At 64.2% G+C, this 19,919-nt stretch carries 21 protein-coding genes and 1 pseudogene; 12 read left to right on the plus strand and 10 right to left on the minus strand.

Going from position 1 to position 19,919, the window contains the following annotated elements; all coding sequences use genetic code 11:
• The 3 genes from oxlT to BMW76_RS21955 all read right to left on the minus strand — a co-directional run.
• Window positions 1–857, minus strand: an 857-nt coding sequence (oxlT, locus tag BMW76_RS21945; RefSeq protein ID WP_090869124.1) for an oxalate/formate MFS antiporter, incomplete at its 3' end; no start/stop codon positions are given.
• Window positions 858–1,352: 495 nt separating this feature from the next.
• Window positions 1,353–2,072, minus strand: coding sequence for a GntR family transcriptional regulator (locus BMW76_RS21950; RefSeq protein WP_090868897.1), 720 nt, complete (start codon window positions 2,070–2,072; stop codon window positions 1,353–1,355).
• A 193-nt stretch (window positions 2,073–2,265) separates the two neighbouring features.
• Window positions 2,266–2,481: a hypothetical protein gene (locus tag BMW76_RS21955; RefSeq protein WP_245763312.1), complete on the minus strand. Its 216-nt coding sequence runs from the start codon at window positions 2,479–2,481 to the stop codon at window positions 2,266–2,268.
• Between the two features lie 369 nt (window positions 2,482–2,850).
• Between BMW76_RS21955 and BMW76_RS21960 the strand changes: the two genes are divergently transcribed.
• A complete protein-coding gene (locus BMW76_RS21960) occupies window positions 2,851–4,197 on the plus strand; it encodes a metallophosphoesterase family protein (RefSeq protein WP_090868901.1) in 1,347 nt (448 codons plus the stop codon).
• A 44-nt stretch (window positions 4,198–4,241) separates the two neighbouring features.
• Here the strand turns inward: BMW76_RS21960 and BMW76_RS21965 are convergent, their stop codons facing one another.
• The gene (locus tag BMW76_RS21965) at window positions 4,242–4,595 is read right to left on the minus strand and encodes a DUF1428 domain-containing protein (protein ID WP_090869126.1); all 354 of its coding nucleotides are present in this window, start codon (window positions 4,593–4,595) and stop codon (window positions 4,242–4,244) included.
• 187 nt (window positions 4,596–4,782) lie between these two features.
• On the opposite strand from BMW76_RS21965, the gene BMW76_RS21970 reads away from it, so the two are divergent.
• From BMW76_RS21970 to BMW76_RS21980, 3 genes are all read left to right on the plus strand, one after another.
• Window positions 4,783–5,169, plus strand: a complete 387-nt coding sequence (locus tag BMW76_RS21970) for a DUF2946 domain-containing protein (RefSeq protein WP_090868903.1) — start codon at window positions 4,783–4,785, stop codon at window positions 5,167–5,169.
• A 106-nt stretch (window positions 5,170–5,275) separates the two neighbouring features.
• A complete protein-coding gene (locus BMW76_RS21975) occupies window positions 5,276–6,157 on the plus strand; it encodes a hypothetical protein (protein ID WP_090868905.1) in 882 nt (293 codons plus the stop codon).
• A gap of 13 nt (window positions 6,158–6,170) precedes the next feature.
• Window positions 6,171–6,530: a copper resistance CopC family protein gene (locus tag BMW76_RS21980; RefSeq protein ID WP_090868907.1), complete on the plus strand. Its 360-nt coding sequence runs from the start codon at window positions 6,171–6,173 to the stop codon at window positions 6,528–6,530.
• A gap of 43 nt (window positions 6,531–6,573) precedes the next feature.
• Here BMW76_RS21980 and BMW76_RS21985 read toward each other — a convergent pair.
• Window positions 6,574–7,219, minus strand: a pseudogene (locus tag BMW76_RS21985) (GNAT family N-acetyltransferase).
• 203 nt (window positions 7,220–7,422) lie between these two features.
• On the opposite strand from BMW76_RS21985, the gene BMW76_RS21990 reads away from it, so the two are divergent.
• Window positions 7,423–8,886 carry a mechanosensitive ion channel family protein gene (locus BMW76_RS21990; RefSeq protein ID WP_090869128.1) on the plus strand — a complete coding sequence of 488 codons (1,464 nt, stop codon included), beginning with the start codon at window positions 7,423–7,425 and terminating at the stop codon, window positions 8,884–8,886.
• 78 nt (window positions 8,887–8,964) lie between these two features.
• On the opposite strand, the gene pcaF is transcribed toward BMW76_RS21990, so the two are convergent.
• Window positions 8,965–10,167 carry a 3-oxoadipyl-CoA thiolase gene (gene pcaF, locus BMW76_RS21995; protein ID WP_090868909.1) on the minus strand — a complete coding sequence of 401 codons (1,203 nt, stop codon included), beginning with the start codon at window positions 10,165–10,167 and terminating at the stop codon, window positions 8,965–8,967.
• 371 nt (window positions 10,168–10,538) lie between these two features.
• Here pcaF and BMW76_RS22000 point away from each other — a divergent pair, with 371 nt between their 5' ends.
• Complete coding sequence (locus BMW76_RS22000) at window positions 10,539–11,363, plus strand: IclR family transcriptional regulator (protein WP_090868912.1); 825 nt, start codon at window positions 10,539–10,541, stop codon at window positions 11,361–11,363.
• A 167-nt stretch (window positions 11,364–11,530) separates the two neighbouring features.
• Here the strand turns inward: BMW76_RS22000 and BMW76_RS22005 are convergent, their stop codons facing one another.
• From BMW76_RS22005 to phnF, 4 genes are all read right to left on the minus strand, one after another.
• The gene (locus BMW76_RS22005) at window positions 11,531–12,721 is read right to left on the minus strand and encodes a M20 aminoacylase family protein (protein ID WP_090868914.1); all 1,191 of its coding nucleotides are present in this window, start codon (window positions 12,719–12,721) and stop codon (window positions 11,531–11,533) included.
• A 112-nt stretch (window positions 12,722–12,833) separates the two neighbouring features.
• Window positions 12,834–13,439 carry a phosphonate metabolism protein/1,5-bisphosphokinase (PRPP-forming) PhnN gene (gene phnN, locus BMW76_RS22010; protein WP_090868916.1) on the minus strand — a complete coding sequence of 202 codons (606 nt, stop codon included), beginning with the start codon at window positions 13,437–13,439 and terminating at the stop codon, window positions 12,834–12,836.
• A gap of 20 nt (window positions 13,440–13,459) precedes the next feature.
• Window positions 13,460–14,191, minus strand: coding sequence for a DUF1045 domain-containing protein (locus BMW76_RS22015; RefSeq protein ID WP_090868918.1), 732 nt, complete (start codon window positions 14,189–14,191; stop codon window positions 13,460–13,462).
• On the minus strand, window positions 14,188–14,946 hold the full coding sequence (gene phnF, locus BMW76_RS22020; protein ID WP_090868920.1) for a phosphonate metabolism transcriptional regulator PhnF: 759 nt from the start codon (window positions 14,944–14,946) through the stop codon (window positions 14,188–14,190). Before phnF ends, BMW76_RS22015 begins: the two co-directional genes overlap by 4 nt.
• 199 nt (window positions 14,947–15,145) lie before the next feature.
• On the opposite strand from phnF, the gene phnG reads away from it, so the two are divergent.
• From phnG to phnL, 6 genes are read left to right on the plus strand one after another with little or no spacing between them, the layout of a single operon-like run.
• Window positions 15,146–15,661: a phosphonate C-P lyase system protein PhnG gene (gene phnG, locus BMW76_RS22025; protein WP_090868922.1), complete on the plus strand. Its 516-nt coding sequence runs from the start codon at window positions 15,146–15,148 to the stop codon at window positions 15,659–15,661.
• Entirely contained in the window at window positions 15,661–16,308 is a 648-nt protein-coding gene (gene phnH, locus BMW76_RS22030) for a phosphonate C-P lyase system protein PhnH (protein WP_090868924.1), read from the plus strand. Before phnG ends, phnH begins: the two co-directional genes overlap by 1 nt.
• Window positions 16,308–17,450 carry a carbon-phosphorus lyase complex subunit PhnI gene (locus BMW76_RS22035; RefSeq protein WP_090868926.1) on the plus strand — a complete coding sequence of 381 codons (1,143 nt, stop codon included), beginning with the start codon at window positions 16,308–16,310 and terminating at the stop codon, window positions 17,448–17,450. Before phnH ends, BMW76_RS22035 begins: the two co-directional genes overlap by 1 nt.
• Window positions 17,447–18,367, plus strand: a complete 921-nt coding sequence (locus tag BMW76_RS22040) for an alpha-D-ribose 1-methylphosphonate 5-phosphate C-P-lyase PhnJ (protein WP_090868928.1) — start codon at window positions 17,447–17,449, stop codon at window positions 18,365–18,367. The genes BMW76_RS22035 and BMW76_RS22040 overlap by 4 nt, the downstream gene beginning before the upstream one ends.
• Window positions 18,364–19,143 carry a phosphonate C-P lyase system protein PhnK gene (gene phnK / locus BMW76_RS22045; protein WP_090868930.1) on the plus strand — a complete coding sequence of 260 codons (780 nt, stop codon included), beginning with the start codon at window positions 18,364–18,366 and terminating at the stop codon, window positions 19,141–19,143. Before BMW76_RS22040 ends, phnK begins: the two co-directional genes overlap by 4 nt.
• Before the next feature lie 10 nt (window positions 19,144–19,153).
• Window positions 19,154–19,909 carry a phosphonate C-P lyase system protein PhnL gene (gene phnL / locus BMW76_RS22050; RefSeq protein WP_090868932.1) on the plus strand — a complete coding sequence of 252 codons (756 nt, stop codon included), beginning with the start codon at window positions 19,154–19,156 and terminating at the stop codon, window positions 19,907–19,909.
• Window positions 19,910–19,919 lie beyond the last annotated feature (10 nt).

The raw sequence follows: 19,919 nt of genomic DNA on the forward strand, positions 1-19,919 counted from the left end.
CGCGTGAAGCCGTTGCAGATGTTGTCGACCGACAGCGTCATCGTGAGCAGCGGCAGCGTGGCGCCGAAGAGCGTCATCGGCAGGTTCGCGAGGCCCCAGTCTTTCGCGATCGGCCCGATTTGCGCGGTCGCCATCAGGCCGCCCGCTGCAACCGCGACGAAACACAGATAGATCACCCAGAACACGGGCGCCTTGATCATCTGACCCGGCGTGTAATCGGCCTTGGTCACCGCGAACTTGCGTTTCGCAGGCGGCGCTTTTGCGGTGTCGGGCTTGCGCAGCAGCATCGCGAGCACGAAGATCGCCACGCCTTGCAGGATGCCGAAGAACAGGAACGTGTGCTCGTAGCCCTTGGCCGTGATCATGTTCGCGATGGGGATCACCGTGATGGCCGCGCCCGCGCCGAAGCCCGCCGCCGTCAGGCCCGCGGCGAGGCCGCGCTTGTCCGGGAACCACTTGAGCGCATTGCCGACGCACGTGCCGTACACGCCGCCCGCGCCGATGCCGGCAATCACGGACGCCGCGTAGAGTTCAGGCAGCGTCGTCGCGTATGAATTCAGCACCCATGCAAGGCCCGCGCAGAGCGCGCCGCCCGCCACGACGGGACGCGGACCGAAGCGGTCGACGAGCCACCCTTCGACGGGCACGAGCCACGTTTCAGTGAGAATGAAGATTGAGAAGGCAAGCTGAATCGATGCTTCGCCCCAGTGGTGCCGCGCATTCATCGGGGCGACGAAGAGCGTCCACGCATATTGAAGATTCGCCACCAGCGCCATGCATAGCATGCCGATGATCAGCTGACACCAACGGTTCGAAAAGAAACCGCTTCCCGTCGCCTGTCGGGTGTTTCCATTCATGTGCATCGTCTCCGCTCTCGACGGGAATCGGCGCTTTAGCGCTCTCTCCCGTCGCATGCAAAATGTTGCGTTCTAATGTTTTCGATGCGGACCGCGCGATCAAGGATCGTTGCGCCCGCAAGCGCCTACTCGTTTTCTACCCGGCGCTGGGTGACTTTCGACAGACCTGCGTAGTTAACCATTCAAACAGGCTGCAGTCTTTTCATTTTTATTCCAACGGGCTGCGGATTTTCCCTATGCGATGCACATTGAAGCGCAAAGGCAGGCGTTAACCCTTAACCCAAGGACTCATTCCGGGCGAACCCATCCTAAGCGGCTGTAGCGAATTGCGAATAATTAAAGATAGTTATCGAATCGATAAACGATCGTTTATGGAAGCGATGGCGCGGGACGCGCAGCGGAGCTTGCCGCTTGGCAATGAGGGAAGATGCGGACATCCGGAAAATGGATGTCCGCTAGAGAACAGGGAACAGTACTGCCGAAAACGCGCTGCGCTCAGTCGAGGAAATCGCAGTTCGCCTCGATGAATGCGGCGAGATCGAGCGAGTGCTGACGCACCAGGCGTTCGGCGAGTTCGGTGTCGCGCTTTTCCAGCGCCTCGATGATCCGCAAGTGGTCGACGATCGAGCGCGACGCGCGGTCGCTCTGCGAAATCGTCATCCGGCGAATCGCGCGCACATGAATGAAGATGTTCTTGATCGTGTCGAGAATGATCTGCGACTTCGACAGCTCGACGATCGCCTGATGGAACGCGATGTTCGCATCCGAGTACTCGGCGATATGCTCGGCGGGCGTCGAATCGCGGAACTGGTCGAACATGTGACGCAGCCGCGCGATCTCTTCGTCCGTCGCGTGCAGTGTCGCGAGACGTGCGGCCATGCTTTCGAGCGCGGCCCACATCTGCACCATTTCGACGATCTCGCGCTTGCTCTTGCGCACGATGTAGATGCCCCGGCGCGGAATCGTGCGCACGAAGCCTTCCTGCTCGAGCAGCGTCATCGCCTCGCGCACGGGCGTGCGGCTCACGCCGAGCGATTCGCTCAGCGCGCGATCGTCGAGACGGATTTCTTCGCGCGACGCGTAGATGTCCGCATCCGCGATCGCCTGGCGCAGCATCGCGTACGCGCGATCGCGCAGGCTCGCGCTGGTCCCGATAGGTTGCAATGACAGGGTGAACGGCGTTGCCGCTGGCTGGCTGTCCAGTTCTGACGACATGCATCGCCTCTGATGGGTCGGTGTCTTGAACACCGTGGTTGTTCAAGCGGCCTGATGCGCCGCGCCCGTATCGTGCCGCGCGCGTCCATCGCCACGCGGACTGGTGACGTATTTAGTATATCAGTGTGTGAGGTATTGTCGACGGGCGGCGCGTCCCGCCTGGCGTGGGGCGCGGGCGGCGTGCTGTCGCAGCTTAGGGATTCGGGACGCTCGTCGCGGGGCCGTTTACAGACGCCGTCAACGCACCGTCTGCCGCCGATGCTTCGCGCGGCGCTTCGAGCATCACCGCGCCGCATTGTAACTGGCCGTTGTCGTTCGATTCGAGTTCGGCGGCCGTCAGGTTCGCGCACGCCGCATCGACGATCGTGCCGATGTCGTGCCGGTTGCGCTCACGCGCCGCGTGCTTCATTTCGCGCTGGAGCCATCCGCTGAAACTCACGACGGCGAATACCGCTACGGCTAAAAGTACTGACTCGAGCTTCGTCAAACGCATCTTGGGTGAAGGCTTTGCAGAGGGATGGCCAGTCACGATAACGGCATCGCAGCGAAAAGCTTGAGCCCGCGCGCATTTGCAAACGCGCCCCGCAGCGTCCCGTCTGTTGCAGCCGGAAAAATGCCCTGCTATATCCGATCGCGCAGCGCCTTTTGTGCAATTTGCGGCGAGCCAATCGTCTTGGTGTTGCCGGAACGATCCTCAAGTCCGCCGATAGCTTCGACACCGCAACTTTACTTGCAGCTTTCGCACAACAAGCCCATCCGCATTGAACGGGAGAGCGTCATGGCCACCGAGCCCGAAAGTTTCCGCGATCAGTTCGTCTCGATGTTTCAGTCCGCCGTCGACGAAGTCGTGCGCAGCACGACGCCTTCCACGCGTCTCACATCGCGGCCAGGCCTCGACAACCCGTTCGTCAGCGCCGCCGCGACGATCGCGCAACTGAAGGCGCAAGGCGAGGCATCGCTGCCAGATGTTGCGCCGGGCCAAATCGCGCAGGACGCGTGGACGTGCGCAAAGATGGGCCTCGATCTGATGGAGGCGCGCGCACGCGGCGACAGCGCGACGGCCGAAAGCATCCAGAACGACATCCGCTACAACGTCTGCGACCCGGCGTGGATCACGGTCATCGAAAACTACATGCAGTACTTCGGCCCGGACGGCAAGCGCGCCGCGATTCCCTACCGGCGCGCGGCCGCGATCGGACCCGTCACGGTTCCGCTGAAAGCGGGCGCCACGGTCGCGCTGATCGCCGACTGGGGCACGGGCACCCAGGTCGCCGCCGATCTGCTGAAACAGGCCGCGCTGCAAAGCCCGGACGTTGTGATCCATCTCGGCGACATCTACTACTCGGGCACGCCGCAGGAATGCGACGCGAACTTCAGGAAGATCGTCGATGCCGTGCTTTCGCGCGATACGAAGGACGTGCCCGTCTATACGCTTTCCGGCAATCACGACATGTACTCAGGCGGCGCCGGCTACTACGGGCTGATCGACACGCTCAACGATCACGCGCGACTGCAGCCCGCCAGCTTCTTCTGTCTGCGCAACGACGACTGGCAGTTCATCGCGATGGACACGGGCCTGCACGACTACAACCCGTTCACAGTGAATGATGTCGTCACTTTTCTGGAGCAGGACGAAGAGGACTGGATTGTCGAGCGCATCGCCGAATTCAGCGGCAAGACGATTCTGCTCTCGCATCACCAGCTCTTTTCCGCGCTCTCGCAGATCGGACCGCCGCAAACGGACGGCAAACTCACGGCGTACAATCCGCGGCTGCTCGCGAGCTTTCGACGCTTTTCGCAGGCCGCGACGCAGCCGATTTCCGCATGGTTCTGGGGCCATGAGCACAACCTGAGCGTGTATCAGCCGTACCTCGGCTTGACGCGCGGACGTTGCATCGGACACGGCGCCGTGCCCGTGCTCGTCAATGGCCCCGAGAACGCGTCCGACCCGCGCGTCGTCAATCCGCCCGCGTTGCAGAACGTCCTGCTGAAACAGGCGAACAAGGTCTACATGCACGGCTTCACGATCATCCGGCTCGGACAAGGCGCGCAGAAAGCGCAAGCGTCGGCGGAGTACTACGAGAGCACCGACGGCACGACGCCCATGTTCACCGAAACGCTTTAGCTCTAACGCGCCGAATGCGGAAGTCTCGCGCTAGACGTCTCGCCCTAGACGTCGACGATCACTTCGAAGCCGCCGTAGATCAGACGCTTGCCGTCGAACGGCATCGGCAGCGTATCGGGCTGCGTGCGCGGGTCGGCCATTACTTTCTTCATGCCTTCGTCGCGTGCCGCGCGCGAAGGCCACACGACCCACGAAAAGACCACGACCTCACCGGGTTCGAGCTTGACGGCCATCGGAAACGACGTGAGCTTGCCTTCCGGCACGTCGTCGCCCCAGCATTCGACGACATTCAGTGCGCCGTATTCCTTGAAAACGCCTGCCGCAATCTGGGCATGCCTACGGTAAATCTCGCGATTCTCCTCCTTTACACCGACGACAAATCCGTCCACATAATTCATTGCAGCCTCCATGTGCGGTTTCGTGAGAACCCAGGCATATCTCGCGCCGTTGCCTGGTTCTACACACACGACGAGCGAGGCGGCAGCAAATCGACAGCATCGCAATGATTTTCCTTATTCAAGCGCACGTCGATGACGCGCGTTGCGCCGTGGCATAATCCGCGCAGCCTTCAACAACCCTTTCGACATGTCGAGCCGGTTCCATCGGAAGATTGGCAGCATCCTCGGATTGCTTGCGATCCTGATGGCGACGCTCGCGCCCACTGTCTCGCAGGCTATTGCAGCAAGCCGCGGCGCGTACGATCCTGCCGCAGCGCTCTGCTCGTCGCACACGGCCACGCTCGCCGACACGCACGAAGACGACCCTACCGACACTCACACGCTCGCCTCGCATTGGCACGCTTGCGGCTATTGCAGCCTGCTCGCGCATTTCCCCGTGCTGCCCGCGTCGGCGTCGACGTTTGCGCTGATCGTCACGGCCATCACGCAACAGGCCGCCGCGCGCTTCGACAGCGTCGCGCTCGCCACGCCCTATCAAGCCGCGCAACCGCGCGCGCCGCCCGTTCATCTCTGAGTCGAATCGCGTTCCGGCAATGCCATGACGGCCTTGCTGTTTTCGCGCGTGTGCCGCTTCGCGCAGCGCAAGCCGCTCACGCACGCGCCCATACTCGGGATGACCCATGAACATCACACTCGACAGGCGCGGCACACTGCCGCTCGCCTGCTGCATTGCCGCGGCCTTGCTCTTTCCGGCGCTCTCACACGCGCACGCGATTGCGGGCAATCGCGTATTCCCCGCCACGATGGCCGTCGACGACCCCGGCGTCGGCGACGAACTCAACTTGCAATACGGCCAGCAGCGCGTGCCCGGCGACGATGGCGACCAGAGCCTCAACACGTTCAGCTTCGAATACGACAAGCTGATCACGCCGCGCCTTGCGGTATCGGTCGCAGGCGCTTACGTCGGGCAGAACAATCCGACGGCACACGGTTTCGACAACTTCAGCGTCGGCCTCAAGTACCTGCTGTACGTGAACGAAGCGCACGAATTCATGACGTCGATTGGCGTCGACGCGGATCTCGGCGGCACGGGCAGTCACGCGATCGGCGACAGCTTCTCGACGATCTCGCCGACGATCTTCGCGGGCAAAGGTTTCGGAGACCTGCCCGATTCGCTCGCGTGGCTGCGCCCGGTCGCGATCACGGGCGAAGCCGGTCCCGCCTTCACGACGGGCGCGGGCCAGCCCAACGCGTTCAACTACGGCGTGACAGTGCAATACAGCCTGCCCTATTTGCAGCAGCACGTGCGCGACGTCGGCTTGCCACAGCCGCTCGCGAGCGTGATCCCCATCGTCGAAATTCCGCTATCGCGCAGTCAGGGGCAAACAACGGGCACGGTGAATCCGGGCTTTATCTGGGTCAATCGTTATGGGCAACTGGGCATCGAAGCGCAGATACCCATCAACCGCGCGAGCGGCTCGCATGTCGGCGTGCTGGTGCAGGCGCATATCTTCTTCGACGACATCGCGCCGACGACGATCGGCAAGCCGCTCTTCCCGTAACGAGGACATCGCAATGAACATGACACGAATTGCAATCGCAGGCGGCATGCTGTTGGCGCTGAGCCCGCTCGCCGCCAACGCACACGTGTTTCCGCAGAAGCAGGAGCCCGGCGCGGGCGCGACGGTCGAAACACCGGCCAGGGTAGTCGTCACATTCGACGGACCGCTCGAACCGGCATTCAGCACGCTGACCGTCACCGATGCGTCGGGCAAGCAGGTCAACACCGCGAAATCGGCCGTCGACGCGCAGCAGCCGCGCGTCGAATCGGTCGCGCTGCCCGCTTTGCCTGCCGGCAAGTACACCGTGCATTGGGTTGCCGTCGCATCGGACGGCCATCGCACGCACGGTGATTATTCGTTCAACGTGAAGTGATGAAGCGATGACTACGTGCCGCGACGCAAGCGCCCGATGACGCTCACGCCGCGCGCTGGTTCGTGGCGCGCGGCACTGCACGCGGCAATTCCAGACGCCGCGACCACGTCGCCATCATGCGAACGGCAACGGGCGGCTTGCTGAGTATCGCGCTGTCGTAGCGCTTGCCTTCGAAGCGATGCGTATCGACGATGCGAAAGCCATGCGCGCGATAGAACGCGATCAGATGTACAGCGGCGCCGGCGTATCGAGCGCGAGCTCGCCAAAGCCGCGCGTCGCGGCCCAATGCTCGGCGAACGTCAGCATCGACTTGCCGATGCCGCGCCCTTGCCACATCGGATCGATGCCGAGCTGGCGCACACTCGCCACATCGTCGCGCTGATAAAGCTCGCATGGCGAGCCGGCGTCGCGCGCATAGAGCGTCATCGTGCCCACGATCTTGCCGTTGCACACCGCGACGAAACAGTCGCCTGCCGATGCGCGTTACTGCGTCACCGCGATGGACTGATCGACACACGTGCAGTTGAGCCCCATCATCCCGAGCCTCGCGAATGCGCGATGCAGTGCATCGCGGTGAGTTGCGCGTACGAGTCGCGCGCGGGATCGAAACGCCGCACGATGCTGTCCGCTCCGTGACGAATGCCCGAACAGTGCGCGTTCCGGCTGACGACTGCGTGCGGTTTCTGCATGGCCTCTCCGTTCAACGATCGATGCCTGCAGTCCAGGGACGGCTCTGATGCGCAACAAGAAAAAATGTCGTAAAAAATGGGCTCGAACGTGTAGCGATCGCGGCATCGCATCGGCCATCGCGCCGCGTCGCATGAGGCCGTGCTACTGTCGCAGCAACCGGCACGCACGTTTCTTCATCGTTCCATTCCGCCACGGAGTGCGCGTGAACAATCCGCTGATTATCGGCTTTGCGCTCGTCGCGCTCGATGTGGTGGTATGGCGTTGCGCGATACCCAGAAACGAAGTCGCGCGGCTGCTGGTGCGGCTCTGCATCTATGCGGCCTTTAGCGCGCTGCTGTTCAGCTCGAACCTGAGCCCGTTCTCACAGGCGCCTTATTTGAATTCGCGGCCGCTGCACGTGATCGGCCAGGTGCTCGAAATCATCTGGTGGCTGATGGGCGCGCGCCTGCTCAGCATGGCGCTCGACACGCTGCTCCTGCCCAGGACCTGGCGCCGTCAGCGGCTCTTTCAGGACGTGTTCGGCGCGCTCGTGTTTCTCGCCGCCGTCGTCGCCGCGCTCGGCTTCGTGCTCGAACTGCCCGTGCGCGGGCTCGTCGCGACATCGGGCGCGCTCGCGATCGTGCTGGGCCTCGCGATTCAAAGCACGCTCAGCGATGTGTTCGCGGGCATCGTGATCAACACGACCGAGCCGTATCACATCGGCAACTGGGTTTCAATCGACGGCGTCGAGGGCAAGGTGCTGGAGATGAACTGGCGCGCGACGCATCTGCTGACGTCGCAAGGCAACATCGTCATCGTGCCGAACGCCGTCGCGGCCAAGGCAAAGATCACGAACAGCAGCCGCCCGCCGACGCTGCATGGCGTGACCGTCACGCTCGAGATCACGCCCGAAGCACGCCCGGGCGTCGTGCTGGCCGCGCTCGAACGCGCGCTGGCGGGCGTGCGCGCCGTGATCGCCGACCCCGCGCCGTATGCGCTCGTGAAGAGGACCACCGTCACGTCGATCCAGTACGAAGCGACGGCGTACGTCGACGACATGAGCAAGAAGCTCGCTGCCACGAACGAGCTTTACGACCTGTGCTACCGGCATCTCGCGGCAGCGGGCGTCGAGCTGCGTCCGCTGGGCGTCCCGTATGCGCCGCCCGCGCCCGCAGCGCAGGTCGATCGCAAGATCGGCCTGCTCAGGCGCGTCGAACTGTTCGCCGCATTGACGCAGGAAGAACTGGCGCGGCTCGCGCCACTGCTTTCGCGCCACGAATATGACCGCGGCGACATCGTGCTCACACCCGAAACCGTCCCCGATAATCTGAGCATCGTCGATTCGGGCGTGCTGTCGGTCGTTGCGGAAAATGCGTCCGGTACCGTCGAAGTGAACCGCCTCGGTCCCGGCGATGCAATGGGCGAAGCGGGGCTGCTCGCGGGCATGCCCGCGCGCGTGAAGATTTCGGCGCTGACGCAAGCCGTCGTCTATCAGTTGAAGAAAGACGACGTGACGCCGCTGCTCAAGGACAACCCCGACGTCGCAAAGCTGATGTGCCGCCTGCTGTCGCGCCGCCAGGATACGCTAGGCAAGCTCGGCGCGCCGACACCCGTCGCCCAGTCGGAGCAGTCGATCTTTCAATGGCTGCTCGATGGCATGCGCAAGCTGCACGATCTGACGTTCTGAACTGAACGGTGCGCGGCGCATCGCATGACGCTTTCGCCACGCAATGCGCACGTCAGCGCTTCAAACGCGATTAAACGATCAAACCCGTTCGATCGCGATCGCGATGCCTTGCCCGACGCCGATGCACATCGTGCACAGCGCGAAACGCCCTTGCGTGCGTTGCAGCTGATACATCGCGGTCGTCACGAGGCGCGCGCCGCTCATGCCGAGCGGATGGCCCAATGCGATCGCGCCGCCGTTCGGATTCACGCGCGCGTCGTCATCGGCGACACCCAGCGCGCGCAGCACGGCAAGGCCTTGCGATGCAAACGCTTCGTTCAGCTCGATCACGTCGAACTGGTTGATGTTCATGTTCAGTCGCGCAAGCAGCTTCTGCGTCGCGGGTGCAGGGCCGATGCCCATCACGCGCGGATCGACGCCTGCCGTCGCGATGCCGAGCACGCGTGCGCGCGGCGTCAGCCCGTAACGCTTCGCGGTCTCGGCGTTCGCGAGCAGCAAGGCGGCCGCGCCGTCGTTGACGCCCGACGCGTTGCCCGCCGTCACCGTGCCGTCCGGGCGCACGACGCCCTTCAGCTTCGCGAGCGCTTCGAGGCTCGTCTCGCGCGGATGCTCGTCCTTCGATACGACGATCGCGTCGCCCTTCTTCTGCGGAATCGTCACGGAAACGATTTCCTGCGCGAGCGTGCCGTCCTGCTGCGCGCGCGCCGCCTTCTGCTGGCTGCGCAGCGCGAACGCATCCTGATCGGCGCGGCTGACGTTGTAATCGGTTGCGACGTTCTCACCCGTCTCCGGCATCGAGTCGACACCGTACAGCCGCTTCATCAGCGGATTGACGAAACGCCAGCCGATCGTCGTGTCATGGATGTCGGCCTGACGCGAGAACGCGCTCGTCGCCTTGCCCATCACGAACGGCGCGCGGCTCATGCTCTCGACGCCGCCCGCGACCATTAACCCCGCCTCACCCGATTTGATCGCGCGCGCCGCAATGCCGACGGCGTCCATGCCCGAGCCGCACAGACGGTTGACGGTCGATCCCGGCACGTCCTTCGGCAGGCCCGCCAGCAGCAGCGACATGCGCGCGACGTTGCGGTTGTCCTCGCCGGCCTGGTTCGCGCAGCCGTAGATCACGTCGTCGATCGCGCTCCAGTCGACTTCCTTGTTGCGCTCCATCAGCGCCTTGAGCGGCACGGCGCCCAGATCGTCGGCGCGCACCGACGACAGCGAACCCGCATAGCGGCCAATCGGCGTGCGAATCGCGTCGCACAGGAAAGCTTCCGTCATGAGATGTCTCCAGTAATGGCAGGCTGGCGTATCGTGGAAGGCGCCAGCATCGGCGCATGGGGAGCGCCGGAAAACATGCCGATGAACCGATATTTGTTCTATACTCGAACAAACGATCATATATCGAACAATTCAGGTTTGATGATAGGCGGCTGACGGAAAGACTGTCAAGCGCGAAGGCGCGCGAGTGCGCGACGAAATCCGCTATGAGGTGTCGCTGAAAACGGCAGAGTCCGGCAGAAACCGGCAGGAAGCGGCGGCGCGCGGAAAGCTGTGGCGAAGTTGGCGAATCCGGGCGCTTGCGCTATCGTCACGGCTTTCCGCAGGCTAACGAAGGCTGTCCAACGTTTGAACGTATCGTGCATAGGCCCATGAGCAAAGTCCCACCAGCGTCACAAGCCGTTTCCGTCAACGATGGGGACGCGCCCGACAAACCGGGCGACTCGTACGTGCAATCGTTCGCGCGCGGCCTCGCGGTGATCCGCGCGTTCAACGCCGAGCGTCCCGAGCAGACGCTCACCGACGTCGCATCGGCGACGGGCCTCACGCGCGCGGGCGCGCGCCGCATTTTGCTGACGCTGCAAACGCTCGGCTACGTCGAGGCCGAAGGGCGTCTGTTTCGGCTAACGCCGAAGATTCTCGATCTCGGTTTCGCGTATCTGACGTCGATGCCGTTCTGGAATCTCGCCGAGCCCTTCATGGAAGAACTGTCGGCGCAGGTGCACGAAAGCTGTTCGGCGGCCGTGCTCGACCGCACGGAAATCGTATACGTGCTGCGCGTGCCGACGCACAAGATCATGACGATCAATCTGTCGATCGGCAGCCGTTTGCCCGCGTATTGCACGTCGATGGGACGCGTACTGCTGTCGTCGCTTGACGAAGCGACACTCGACGCGACGCTCGACGCCTCGCCCATCGTCGCGCACACGCCGCGCACGATCACCGACAGGAACGAGTTGAAGAAGGCGATTGCGCAAGTGCGCAGCCAGGGCTGGGCCGTCGTCGATCAGGAACTGGAAGGCGGGCTGATTTCACTATCCGCGCCGATCCGCAACCGGCGCGGACAGATCATCGCGGCGATGAATATCAGCGGCAACGCGCAGCGCAATTCCGCGAAGCAGATGGTGAAGGCGTTTCTTGAGCCGCTGCAAAAAGCGGCGCAGTCCGTGTCGGAGATGGTCGCGCTGCGCGGTTGATTGCGGTTGCGTGCGGTTGATCGCGATCGCGTGCGGCTTGCTTGCGCAGCGTGAAGAGTGCGAGCGACGCGTGCGTCAGTGGCTTCGCGTCGGCGAACCGCGAGAGCGAAGCCGCGCATAGGGCGCCGGTTCAAACGCCTATCCATCAACGGCCCATCACCGGCCCATCAACGCCCCAGATAACGCTCCACGAGACGCGCCCAGTACGCGGCCCCGATCGGCAGGTTGCGGTCGTTGAAATCGTAGTGCGGGTTGTGCACCATGCAGCCGTCTTCGCCGACACCGTTGCCCAGGCGCAGGAACGACCCCGGCCGCTGTTCCAGCATGAACGCGAAGTCTTCGCTGCCCATCAGGATGTCGGCGTTCGGCTCGACGTTTTCGGCGCCCACCAGTTCGCGCGCGACCTGAATCGCGAACTCCGTTTCGGCATCCGTATTGACGACGACGGGATAGCCTTCGATGTAGTCGACGTGCGCCTTGCCGCCATAGCTCGCGGCCTGCGCTTCGGCGAGTTCGGTGATGCGCTGCTTCAGAAGCGCCCGCACTTCCGGGCTGAACGAGCGCACGCTCAGTTCGAGCTTCGCGCTCGACGGAATCACGTTGTTCGCGACGCCCGAATGCATCGTGCCGACCGTCACGACAGCGGGCTGCGCCGGGTTCACGTTGCGCGCGACGATGGTCTGCAGCGCCATCACGATGCTCGACGCGATCACGATGGGATCGACGGCGAGATGCGGACGCGCCGCGTGGCCGCCGACGCCTTCGATTGTGATCGTCGCCTTGTCGCCCGCGGCCATGAACGCGCCCTTGCGGAACAGAAACTTGCCCGGCTCCGCGCCCGGATGGTTGTGCACGCCGAACACGGCGTCGCACGTAAAGCGCTCGAACAGGCCGTCTTCGATCATCTTCTTCGCGCCGCTGTCGATCCCGCTTTCCTCGGCCGGCTGAAAGTACAGATGCACCGTGCCCGAGAAGCGGCGTGTCTTCGCCAGATGCTGGGCCGCGCCGAGCAGCATCGTCGTGTGGCCGTCGTGGCCGCATGCGTGCATCCTGCCGTGCCTTCCGCTCGCATACGGCAGGCCCGTCTGCTCGACGATGGGCAGTGCGTCCATGTCCGCGCGCAGCCCGATGCTGCGCGTGCCGTCGCCGACCTTCAACGTGCCGACCACACCCGTCTTGCCGACCCCGCGCGTCACCTTCCAGCCCCACGCCTCCAGCTTTTCGGCGACGAGCGCCGCCGTCGCCACTTCTTCGTACGCGAGTTCGGGATGGTGGTGAATGTGGTGGCGGATATCGCGCAGTGAAGCAGCGGCGGGTTCGAGGTCGGCGATTTCGGTCAGAGGGCTGGCGTCGGTCATCAAGGGTGCTCCGCGGGTTTGTTCTGGTCTCTTCGCCGCGTCTCGTGCGCAGCGTCAATCCGCAGACTATAGCAACGCGAGGTCTTTCCCGTAAGACGGTCGTGCGTCTGACTTACTTAACGCTTTCATCGGGAACGGGCGCATCGGTCCCGGGCTCACGCGACAGCTGCGCCGACGCTTCATGCTTCAACACATCGACGAACGCATGGCCGGCTGCTTCGAGCGTGCCGGAATTATCGATATGCGTGAGATGCGCGCCATCGGGCAGCGTGAACGGCGCCTGGCGCGCAAGGCGTGCCTCGACCTGCTCCTGCGTCTCGCGTCCGCGCGCCACGAGACGTTGCGCGAGAATATGAGGCGCGGCATGGATATGCACGACTTCGAGATGCGGATAGCGCTTCAGCGCACGCGACAGATACGCACGCGACCCATTGATGACGACCGTGCAGCCGCGCGCCAGCCACGCGTCGATCTCGATCCCGATGCCGTAGTGCAGTTCATGACTCGACCATTCAAGCGCAAAGAGACCGTGCGCCGAACGCGCGGCGAACTCTTCGTGCGTCAACGCGATGTGATTTTCGTTGTGCCCCGTGCCGCGCGTGATGTAGCGATGCGCAAAGACGACGCGCGTGCCGGCGACATGATCGCGCGCGTAGTGCAGCAGCGAATCCTTGCCGGCGCCCGATGGTCCGATCACGTAGATCAAACGGCCCTTCATGCGTTCATTCACTCCTTCATTCACGCCTCGTGTTCTGCCGTAAATGGGAGCCGCTGCCACAGCATGAACGGCTCGCCAGGCGCAGGCTCGACGCAGATCGCCGCGCCGTCGATGGACAACGGCCCGAGACGCTGCGCCTCGCGATGCCACCATCCGACGATCGCGGCGCGGTCGGCGGCATTGTCGAGCGAATTGGACAGCGTCATATGGAAACGAAACTCGTCGAGCACATACGGATATCCCCATTCGACGAGCAGTTCGCGCTGGCGTTCCGTCAGCGGAGCCTGCATGCGCTTTGCGATATCGGCGGCGGACGGCTTCTCGCGCAGCGGCGCGAAAGTGTGCAGCGCATCGGCGGCGAGCGCGCACATCTGTTCGTCTCCCGATGGCGTCGCGGGACGCATCGCCACGAAGTCGCCCAACGTCGCCGCTTCGACGTGCAATGCGAAAGGCCTCTGCGTATGCGCCCAGTTTTCAGCGGCTTCGAGCAGATCGGCGACGGTTGCGCGACCGGCAAGACGGAACGGCGCGACGAGCGTGCCGTGCCAGCCATAGCGGCGCGGCGATGCCGTCAGTTGCGCAAGCGGTTCGGACAGCGCGGGCGCTTGTTGCGGGTCGATCGAAGCGCCGCTCTCGGCATCGCGGCCGAGCCACGCGCAGCCCGCATCCCACCAGCCCGACGCGCGCGCCGGCGCGTAATAGATCGCGAAGCGCGCCTGCGCGGACCAGGCATTCATCGTGGCTGTGCTCATACGTCGTGCTCGACCATCAGTTGCACGCGGTCCGCGGCGAAGTGCGTGAAGCCGTACTTGATTGGCGTGCCTTCCGTATCGACGTCGACGTTCTCGACCCAGAGCACCGGCTGCTGCCGGTTGATGCCGAGACGCCGCGCGACTTCCGGCTCGGGCAATACGCTGCCGATACGGCTCCACTTGCGCAGATAATCGTTCACGCCATATTCGGCCATCGCCTTCGTGATGCCGCCCACGCGTTCGAGCACGTCGGGCAGATCCGCGAAACGCGCGGCCGGATAGAAGTTGCGCGCGAACGTGAGCGGCACGCCGTCCGCTTCATGCAGCGACTCGATGCGATACACGAACGCGCCCGCGCGCAGGCCCAGCGCCTTCGCGACGGTGGGATCGGCCTTCACGCGCGCCGCCGACAGCATCGTGCCCGCCGCCGAATGATGCTGCTGCCGCAGGTTCTCGGTGAAGCGCGTGCGGCGGCCGATCGTATAGTCGATGGCACCCGGCTGCACGAACGTGCCGCGTCCCTGCTCGACGCTGACGAGTCCTTGCGCGGCGAGGCCCAGCATCGCACGGCGGATCGTATGGCGGTTCACGTCGAAGCGCCGCGCAAGCTCGCCTTCGCTCGGCAGACGTCCGTCCTCGCCGAAGCCGCTTGCCGCGATCTCCTTCGCGAGAATCTGCTCGATCTGCCGCCACACGGCAACGCCCGCTCCCCGTTCGAGCATCGTGCCCGGCGCTGCGTCGTCGTTCGATGTCATGGTGCTGTCATTCCCTTCCGTTCAAATAAGCGTTCTTTGCATTGTAGTCCGCGAGCCGTGGCGGAAATATGAAATGCGCCTTCTGTCACGGGACAGCGACGTTTTAGCTCTAAACGTCTAGACGTTTAGACGAATAGATGCTCAAATGTCTGCACTTGCCACCGATGGTCCACTGATCGTCCACTTCCAGGAAATGCCGATGAGCGCCCCCGCTTCTCCGCCTGCCACCGCCTCCCCTGCCTCAGCCAACGCCGCGCGCCGCGCATGGATGGCCGTCCTCGCCCGCGCGCCGCGCGCCGATCTCGAAACCGCGCTGAGCCGCGCGATGGAAGGCACGCCATTCCCCGCATTCGATTGGCTGCGTCCGCCCGAGATCGGGCTTGCGATGGTGCGCGGACGCATCGGCGGCACGGGCGATGCATTCAATCTCGGAGAAGCGACGGTCACGCGCGCCACGCTGCGTCTGCGCGCGGCCAATGACGATACGGATGAGAGCGCAACGGTCGGCGTCGCGTGTCATCTGGGACGCGACCGCCGCCGCGCCGAACTCGCTGCTATCGCAGACGCACTGCTGCAAACGCCGCAGCATCGCGAACGTCTGCAGCAGCAGCTGATCGCGCCGCTCGCTACGCAACTCGCGGCGAAACGTGCGCAACGTCAACAGGACGCCGCATCGACGCGCGTCGAATTCTTCACGATGGTCCGAGGCGACTGATGAACCCTTCCCCGCAATCCGCGCAGATCGCGCTCTCCATGCTGACGCCGGGCTTCGCCGATCCCGTCCACGATACGCAGACGGTGTTTCGCACGCTGCTCGATGCGCTGTCGCGTCCGGGCAAGATCGGCACGATCGACAACGTGCTGCCCGCTTCGCGCAGCGACGCGCGCAACAACCTGCCGCACGCGCGCGCCGATCTTGCGGTTTTCGCCGCGCTGCTCGCGCTGTGCGACTACTCGACGCCCGTGTGGCTCTCGCAGCCCGATGCCGTGCTCGGCTCGGCGTTGCGCTTTCATACGGGCGCGCCGCTCGTCGACGAGCCGCAAAAGGCCGCGTTCGCCTATGTGCACGACGCGAGCACGCTGCCGCCGCTCACGAGCTTCGCGCTCGGCGCGCCCGAAACGCCGGAGCAATCGGTGACACTGCTCGTGCGCGTCGATTCCTTGACGCAAGGAGCGCCCGTCGCGTTACGTGGCCCCGGCATCGAAGACACACACACGATCGCGCCGTCCGGCCTGCCAGAGCGTTTCTGGCGCGAGCGCGCCGAACTCGCGCCGCTCTTTCCGTGCGGCATCGACTGTTGTCTCGTCTGCGGCGACACGCTCATCGGCCTGCCGCGCACAACCCGAGTGGAGCTGAACTAATGTACGTTGCCGTCAAAGGTGGAGAACGCGCGATCGAAGCATCGTGGCGTCTGCTCGACAAGGCGCGCCGCGGCGATACGCAGTTCGCCGAACTGAGCGTCGCGCAGATTCGCACGCAGTTGCGCCTCGCCGTCGCGCGCGTGATGACGGAAGGCTCGGTCTACGACGAAGAGCTAGCCGCGCTCGCGATCAAACAGGCAGCCGGCGATCTCGTCGAAGCGATCTTCCTGCTGCGCGCCTATCGCACGACGCTGCCGCGCTTCGGCTACACGCAGCCCGTCGACACGGAAGACATGCACATCGAGCGGCGCATCTCCGCGACGTTCAAGGACGTGCCCGGCGGCCAGATGCTCGGCGCGACGTATGACTACACGCAGCGGCTGCTCGATTTCACTTTGCTCGCCGAAGGCGACGACGAAGATGCCGCCGCGCCCGCAAAGCGCAGCGAAAGCGCAAGCGAAGAAGCGATGCCGCGCGTCGTCTCGCTGCTCGACAAGGAAGGCCTGATCGAACAGGAATGCGTGTCCGAAGACACACCCGAACCCGGCGATCTGTCGCGCGAGCCGCTGTCTTTTCCCGCGAGCCGCGCGACGCGCCTGCAAAACCTCGCTCGCGGCGACGAAGGCTTTCTGCTCGCGATGGGCTACGCGACCCAGCGCGGCTACGCGCACTCGCATCCGTTCGCGGGCGAGATCCGCTTCGGCACGGTGGCCGTCGAGATGGAGCTCGACGAACTCGGCGAGGCCGTCGAGATCGGCGAAATCGACGTGACGGAATGCCAGATGATCAACCAGTTCGCGGGCAGCAGCGAAGTGCCGCCCACCTTCACGCAAGGCTACGGTCTCGCGTTCGGTCATTCGGAGCGCAAGGCGATGGCGATGGCGTTGGTCGATCGCGCGCTGCGCGCTGAAGAACTCGGCGAAACGCTCGGCTCGCCGACGCAGGACGTCGAATTCATGCTGTCGCACAGCGATAACGTCGAGGCATCGGGCTTCGTGCAGCATCTGAAACTGCCGCATTACGTCGACTTCCAGTCCGAACTCGAACTCGTGCGCCGTCTGCGCGCGAAACACGCGGCACGCGATCAGCGCGACGACAGCGACCCGAACGGCAAAGAGAACAAAGAGGAGCAAGCGGCATGAACGCGCCCGACACGACGATGCAAAGTTCGGCGCATGACAGCGCCGCCGAGGGCTACAACTTTGCGTATCTCGACGAACAGACCAAGCGCATGATCCGCCGCGCGCTGCTGAAGGCAGTGGCCGTGCCGGGCTATCAGGTGCCGTTCGCATCGCGCGAAATGCCGCTGCCATTCGGCTGGGGCACGGGCGGCATTCAGGTGACGGCATCGATCATCGGGCGTGACGACACGCTGAAAGTGATCGACCAGGGCTCCGACGAAACGACGAACGCCGTCAACATTCGCCGCTTCTTCGCGCGCACGACGGGCGTCAGCACGACCCGCAAGACGAGCGAGGCGACCATCGTGCAGACGCGTCACCGCATTCCCGAAACGCCGCTCACCGACAAGCAGATTCTCGTCTATCAGGTGCCGATGCCTGAGCCGCTGTTCCGGCTCGAGCCGCGTGTAGCCGAGTGCAAGAAGCTGCACGCGCTCGCCGACTACGGTCTCATCAGCGTGAAGCTGTACGAGGACATCGTGCATCACGGCAGCATCGCGACGACGTACGACTACCCGGTGATCGTCAACGGACGCTATCTCGCGTCGCCGTCGCCGATCCCGAAGTACGACAACCCGAAGATGCACATGAACCCCGCGCTGCAACTGTTCGGCGCGGGACGCGAGCGGCGCATCCACGCGATTCCGCCGTACACGCCCGTAAAAAGCCTCGATTTCGACGATCACCCGTTCGAGGTGCAGCGTTGGGAGCATGCGTGCGCGCTGTGCGGATCGACGGAGAGCTTCCTCGATGAAATGATCGTCGACGATGCGGGCAAGCGGATGTTCGTCTGCTCGGACAGCGACTACTGCCACGAGCGCCGCGAACAGCAAGGGATCGAACAGATCGGGAAACACAACGAAGGAGAAAGCGCATGACGCCGCTTCTGAGCGCACGCGCGCTCACCAAACAATATGGCGGCCGCAACGGTTGCCGCAACGTCAGCTTCGATCTCTATCCGGGCGAAGTGCTGTGCATCGTCGGCGAATCGGGTTCGGGCAAATCGACGCTGCTGAACACGCTCGCGCTGCGCATGAGCGCCGATGCCGGTACGCTGCATTATGCGAGCGCGCATGGCGGCATGGACGATCGACTCGATCTGCTCGCGTTGTCGGAGCCGCGCAAGCGTCTTTTGATGCGCACCGAGTGGGGCTTCGTGCAGCAGAATCCGCGCGACGGTTTGCGCAACGGCGTGTCGGCGGGCGCGAATATCGGCGAGCCGTTGATGGCTGTCGGCGCGCGCCACTACGGCAAGATTCGCGATACGGCGACGCAATGGATGTCGCGCGTCGAGCTCGACGCATCGCGTATCGATGAACTGCCGTCGGCGTTTTCGGGCGGCATGCAGCAGCGTCTGCAGATCGCGCGCAATCTCGTGACGGGCCCGCGGCTCGTGTTCATGGACGAACCTACGGCGGGTCTCGACGTATCCGTGCAGGCGCGCCTGCTCGATCTGCTGCGCACGCTGACGTCGACGCTGCATCTGTCCGTGCTGATCGTCACGCACGACATCGGCGTGGCGCGTCTGCTCGCGCATCGGCTGATGGTGATGCAAGGCGGCGAAGTGGTCGAGGCGGGTCTCACGGATCAAGTCCTCGACGACCCGCAGCACCCGTACACGCAGACGCTCGTCTCTTCCGTTCTTCCCGTTTGAGGTCCTGGCGATGACAACGTCAATCGAAACATCGTTCGTCGACAACAAAGCGCTGATGCTGCGCGCCGTCAATATCGGCAAGACGTTCACGCTGCACGGCCAGGGCGGCGTGCAGATCGAAGCGCTCGCGGGCGTGTCGCTCGACGTCGTGCGCGGCGAATGCGTGGTGCTGGTGGGGCCGTCGGGCGCGGGCAAGAGCACGTTCCTGCGCTGCCTGTACGGCAACTATCTGGCGAGCGCGGGCACGATCGCGATCCGCGACGAAGCGCACGAAGCGAAGCACGTGCGGATCACGGGCGCCGAGCCGCGCGACGTGCTGTATTTGCGGCGCAGCGTCGTCGGCTACGTGAGCCAGTTCCTGCGCGTGATTCCGCGCGTAAGTGCGCTCGATCTCGTCGCCGAGCCGCTCGTCTCGCGCGGCGTCGATGAAAATGAAGCGCATGAGCGCGCCGCCGCATTGCTCGCGCGGCTCAACGTGCCGGAACGTTTATGGCCGCTCGCGCCCGCGACGTTTTCGGGCGGCGAGCAGCAGCGCGTGAATATCGCGCGCGGCCTGATCGCGGAACATCCCGTGCTGCTACTCGACGAACCGACGGCTTCACTCGATGCGGAGAACCGCGACATCGTCGCGGACCTGATCGTCGAAGCGCGCGAGCGCGGCGCGGCCATCGTCGGCATCTTCCATGACGAAGACACGCGCGCGAAAGTCGCCACGCGACGGCTCGAACTGCGTCCACCGCTGCGTCATACACCGGCACTACACTGATATCGATCGG

Source organism: Paraburkholderia diazotrophica (genome assembly GCF_900108945.1).
GTDB lineage: Bacteria > Pseudomonadota > Gammaproteobacteria > Burkholderiales > Burkholderiaceae > Paraburkholderia > Paraburkholderia diazotrophica.

Excerpts from the sequence above, each read along its gene's own strand:
- phnK (WP_090868930.1), top strand. The coding sequence starts at position 18,364 with ATGACGCCGCTTCTGAGCGCACGCGCGCTCACCAAACAATATGGCGGC.
- BMW76_RS21950 (WP_090868897.1), bottom strand. The coding sequence starts at position 2,072 with ATGTCGTCAGAACTGGACAGCCAGCCAGCGGCAACGCCGTTCACCCTG.
- phnN (WP_090868916.1), bottom strand. The coding sequence starts at position 13,439 with ATGAAGGGCCGTTTGATCTACGTGATCGGACCATCGGGCGCCGGCAAG.
- BMW76_RS21955 (WP_245763312.1), bottom strand. The coding sequence starts at position 2,481 with ATGAAGCACGCGGCGCGTGAGCGCAACCGGCACGACATCGGCACGATC.
- BMW76_RS21965 (WP_090869126.1), bottom strand. The coding sequence starts at position 4,595 with ATGAATTATGTGGACGGATTTGTCGTCGGTGTAAAGGAGGAGAATCGC.
- phnL (WP_090868932.1), top strand. The coding sequence starts at position 19,154 with ATGACAACGTCAATCGAAACATCGTTCGTCGACAACAAAGCGCTGATG.
- BMW76_RS22000 (WP_090868912.1), top strand. The coding sequence starts at position 10,539 with ATGAGCAAAGTCCCACCAGCGTCACAAGCCGTTTCCGTCAACGATGGG.
- pcaF (WP_090868909.1), bottom strand. The coding sequence starts at position 10,167 with ATGACGGAAGCTTTCCTGTGCGACGCGATTCGCACGCCGATTGGCCGC.
- BMW76_RS21975 (WP_090868905.1), top strand. The coding sequence starts at position 5,276 with ATGAACATCACACTCGACAGGCGCGGCACACTGCCGCTCGCCTGCTGC.
- BMW76_RS22005 (WP_090868914.1), bottom strand. The coding sequence starts at position 12,721 with ATGACCGACGCCAGCCCTCTGACCGAAATCGCCGACCTCGAACCCGCC.
- phnH (WP_090868924.1), top strand. The coding sequence starts at position 15,661 with ATGAACCCTTCCCCGCAATCCGCGCAGATCGCGCTCTCCATGCTGACG.
- BMW76_RS21960 (WP_090868901.1), top strand. The coding sequence starts at position 2,851 with ATGGCCACCGAGCCCGAAAGTTTCCGCGATCAGTTCGTCTCGATGTTT.
- BMW76_RS22035 (WP_090868926.1), top strand. The coding sequence starts at position 16,308 with ATGTACGTTGCCGTCAAAGGTGGAGAACGCGCGATCGAAGCATCGTGG.
- phnG (WP_090868922.1), top strand. The coding sequence starts at position 15,146 with ATGAGCGCCCCCGCTTCTCCGCCTGCCACCGCCTCCCCTGCCTCAGCC.
- phnF (WP_090868920.1), bottom strand. The coding sequence starts at position 14,946 with ATGACATCGAACGACGACGCAGCGCCGGGCACGATGCTCGAACGGGGA.
- BMW76_RS21970 (WP_090868903.1), top strand. The coding sequence starts at position 4,783 with ATGTCGAGCCGGTTCCATCGGAAGATTGGCAGCATCCTCGGATTGCTT.
- BMW76_RS22015 (WP_090868918.1), bottom strand. The coding sequence starts at position 14,191 with ATGAGCACAGCCACGATGAATGCCTGGTCCGCGCAGGCGCGCTTCGCG.
- BMW76_RS21980 (WP_090868907.1), top strand. The coding sequence starts at position 6,171 with ATGAACATGACACGAATTGCAATCGCAGGCGGCATGCTGTTGGCGCTG.
- BMW76_RS22040 (WP_090868928.1), top strand. The coding sequence starts at position 17,447 with ATGAACGCGCCCGACACGACGATGCAAAGTTCGGCGCATGACAGCGCC.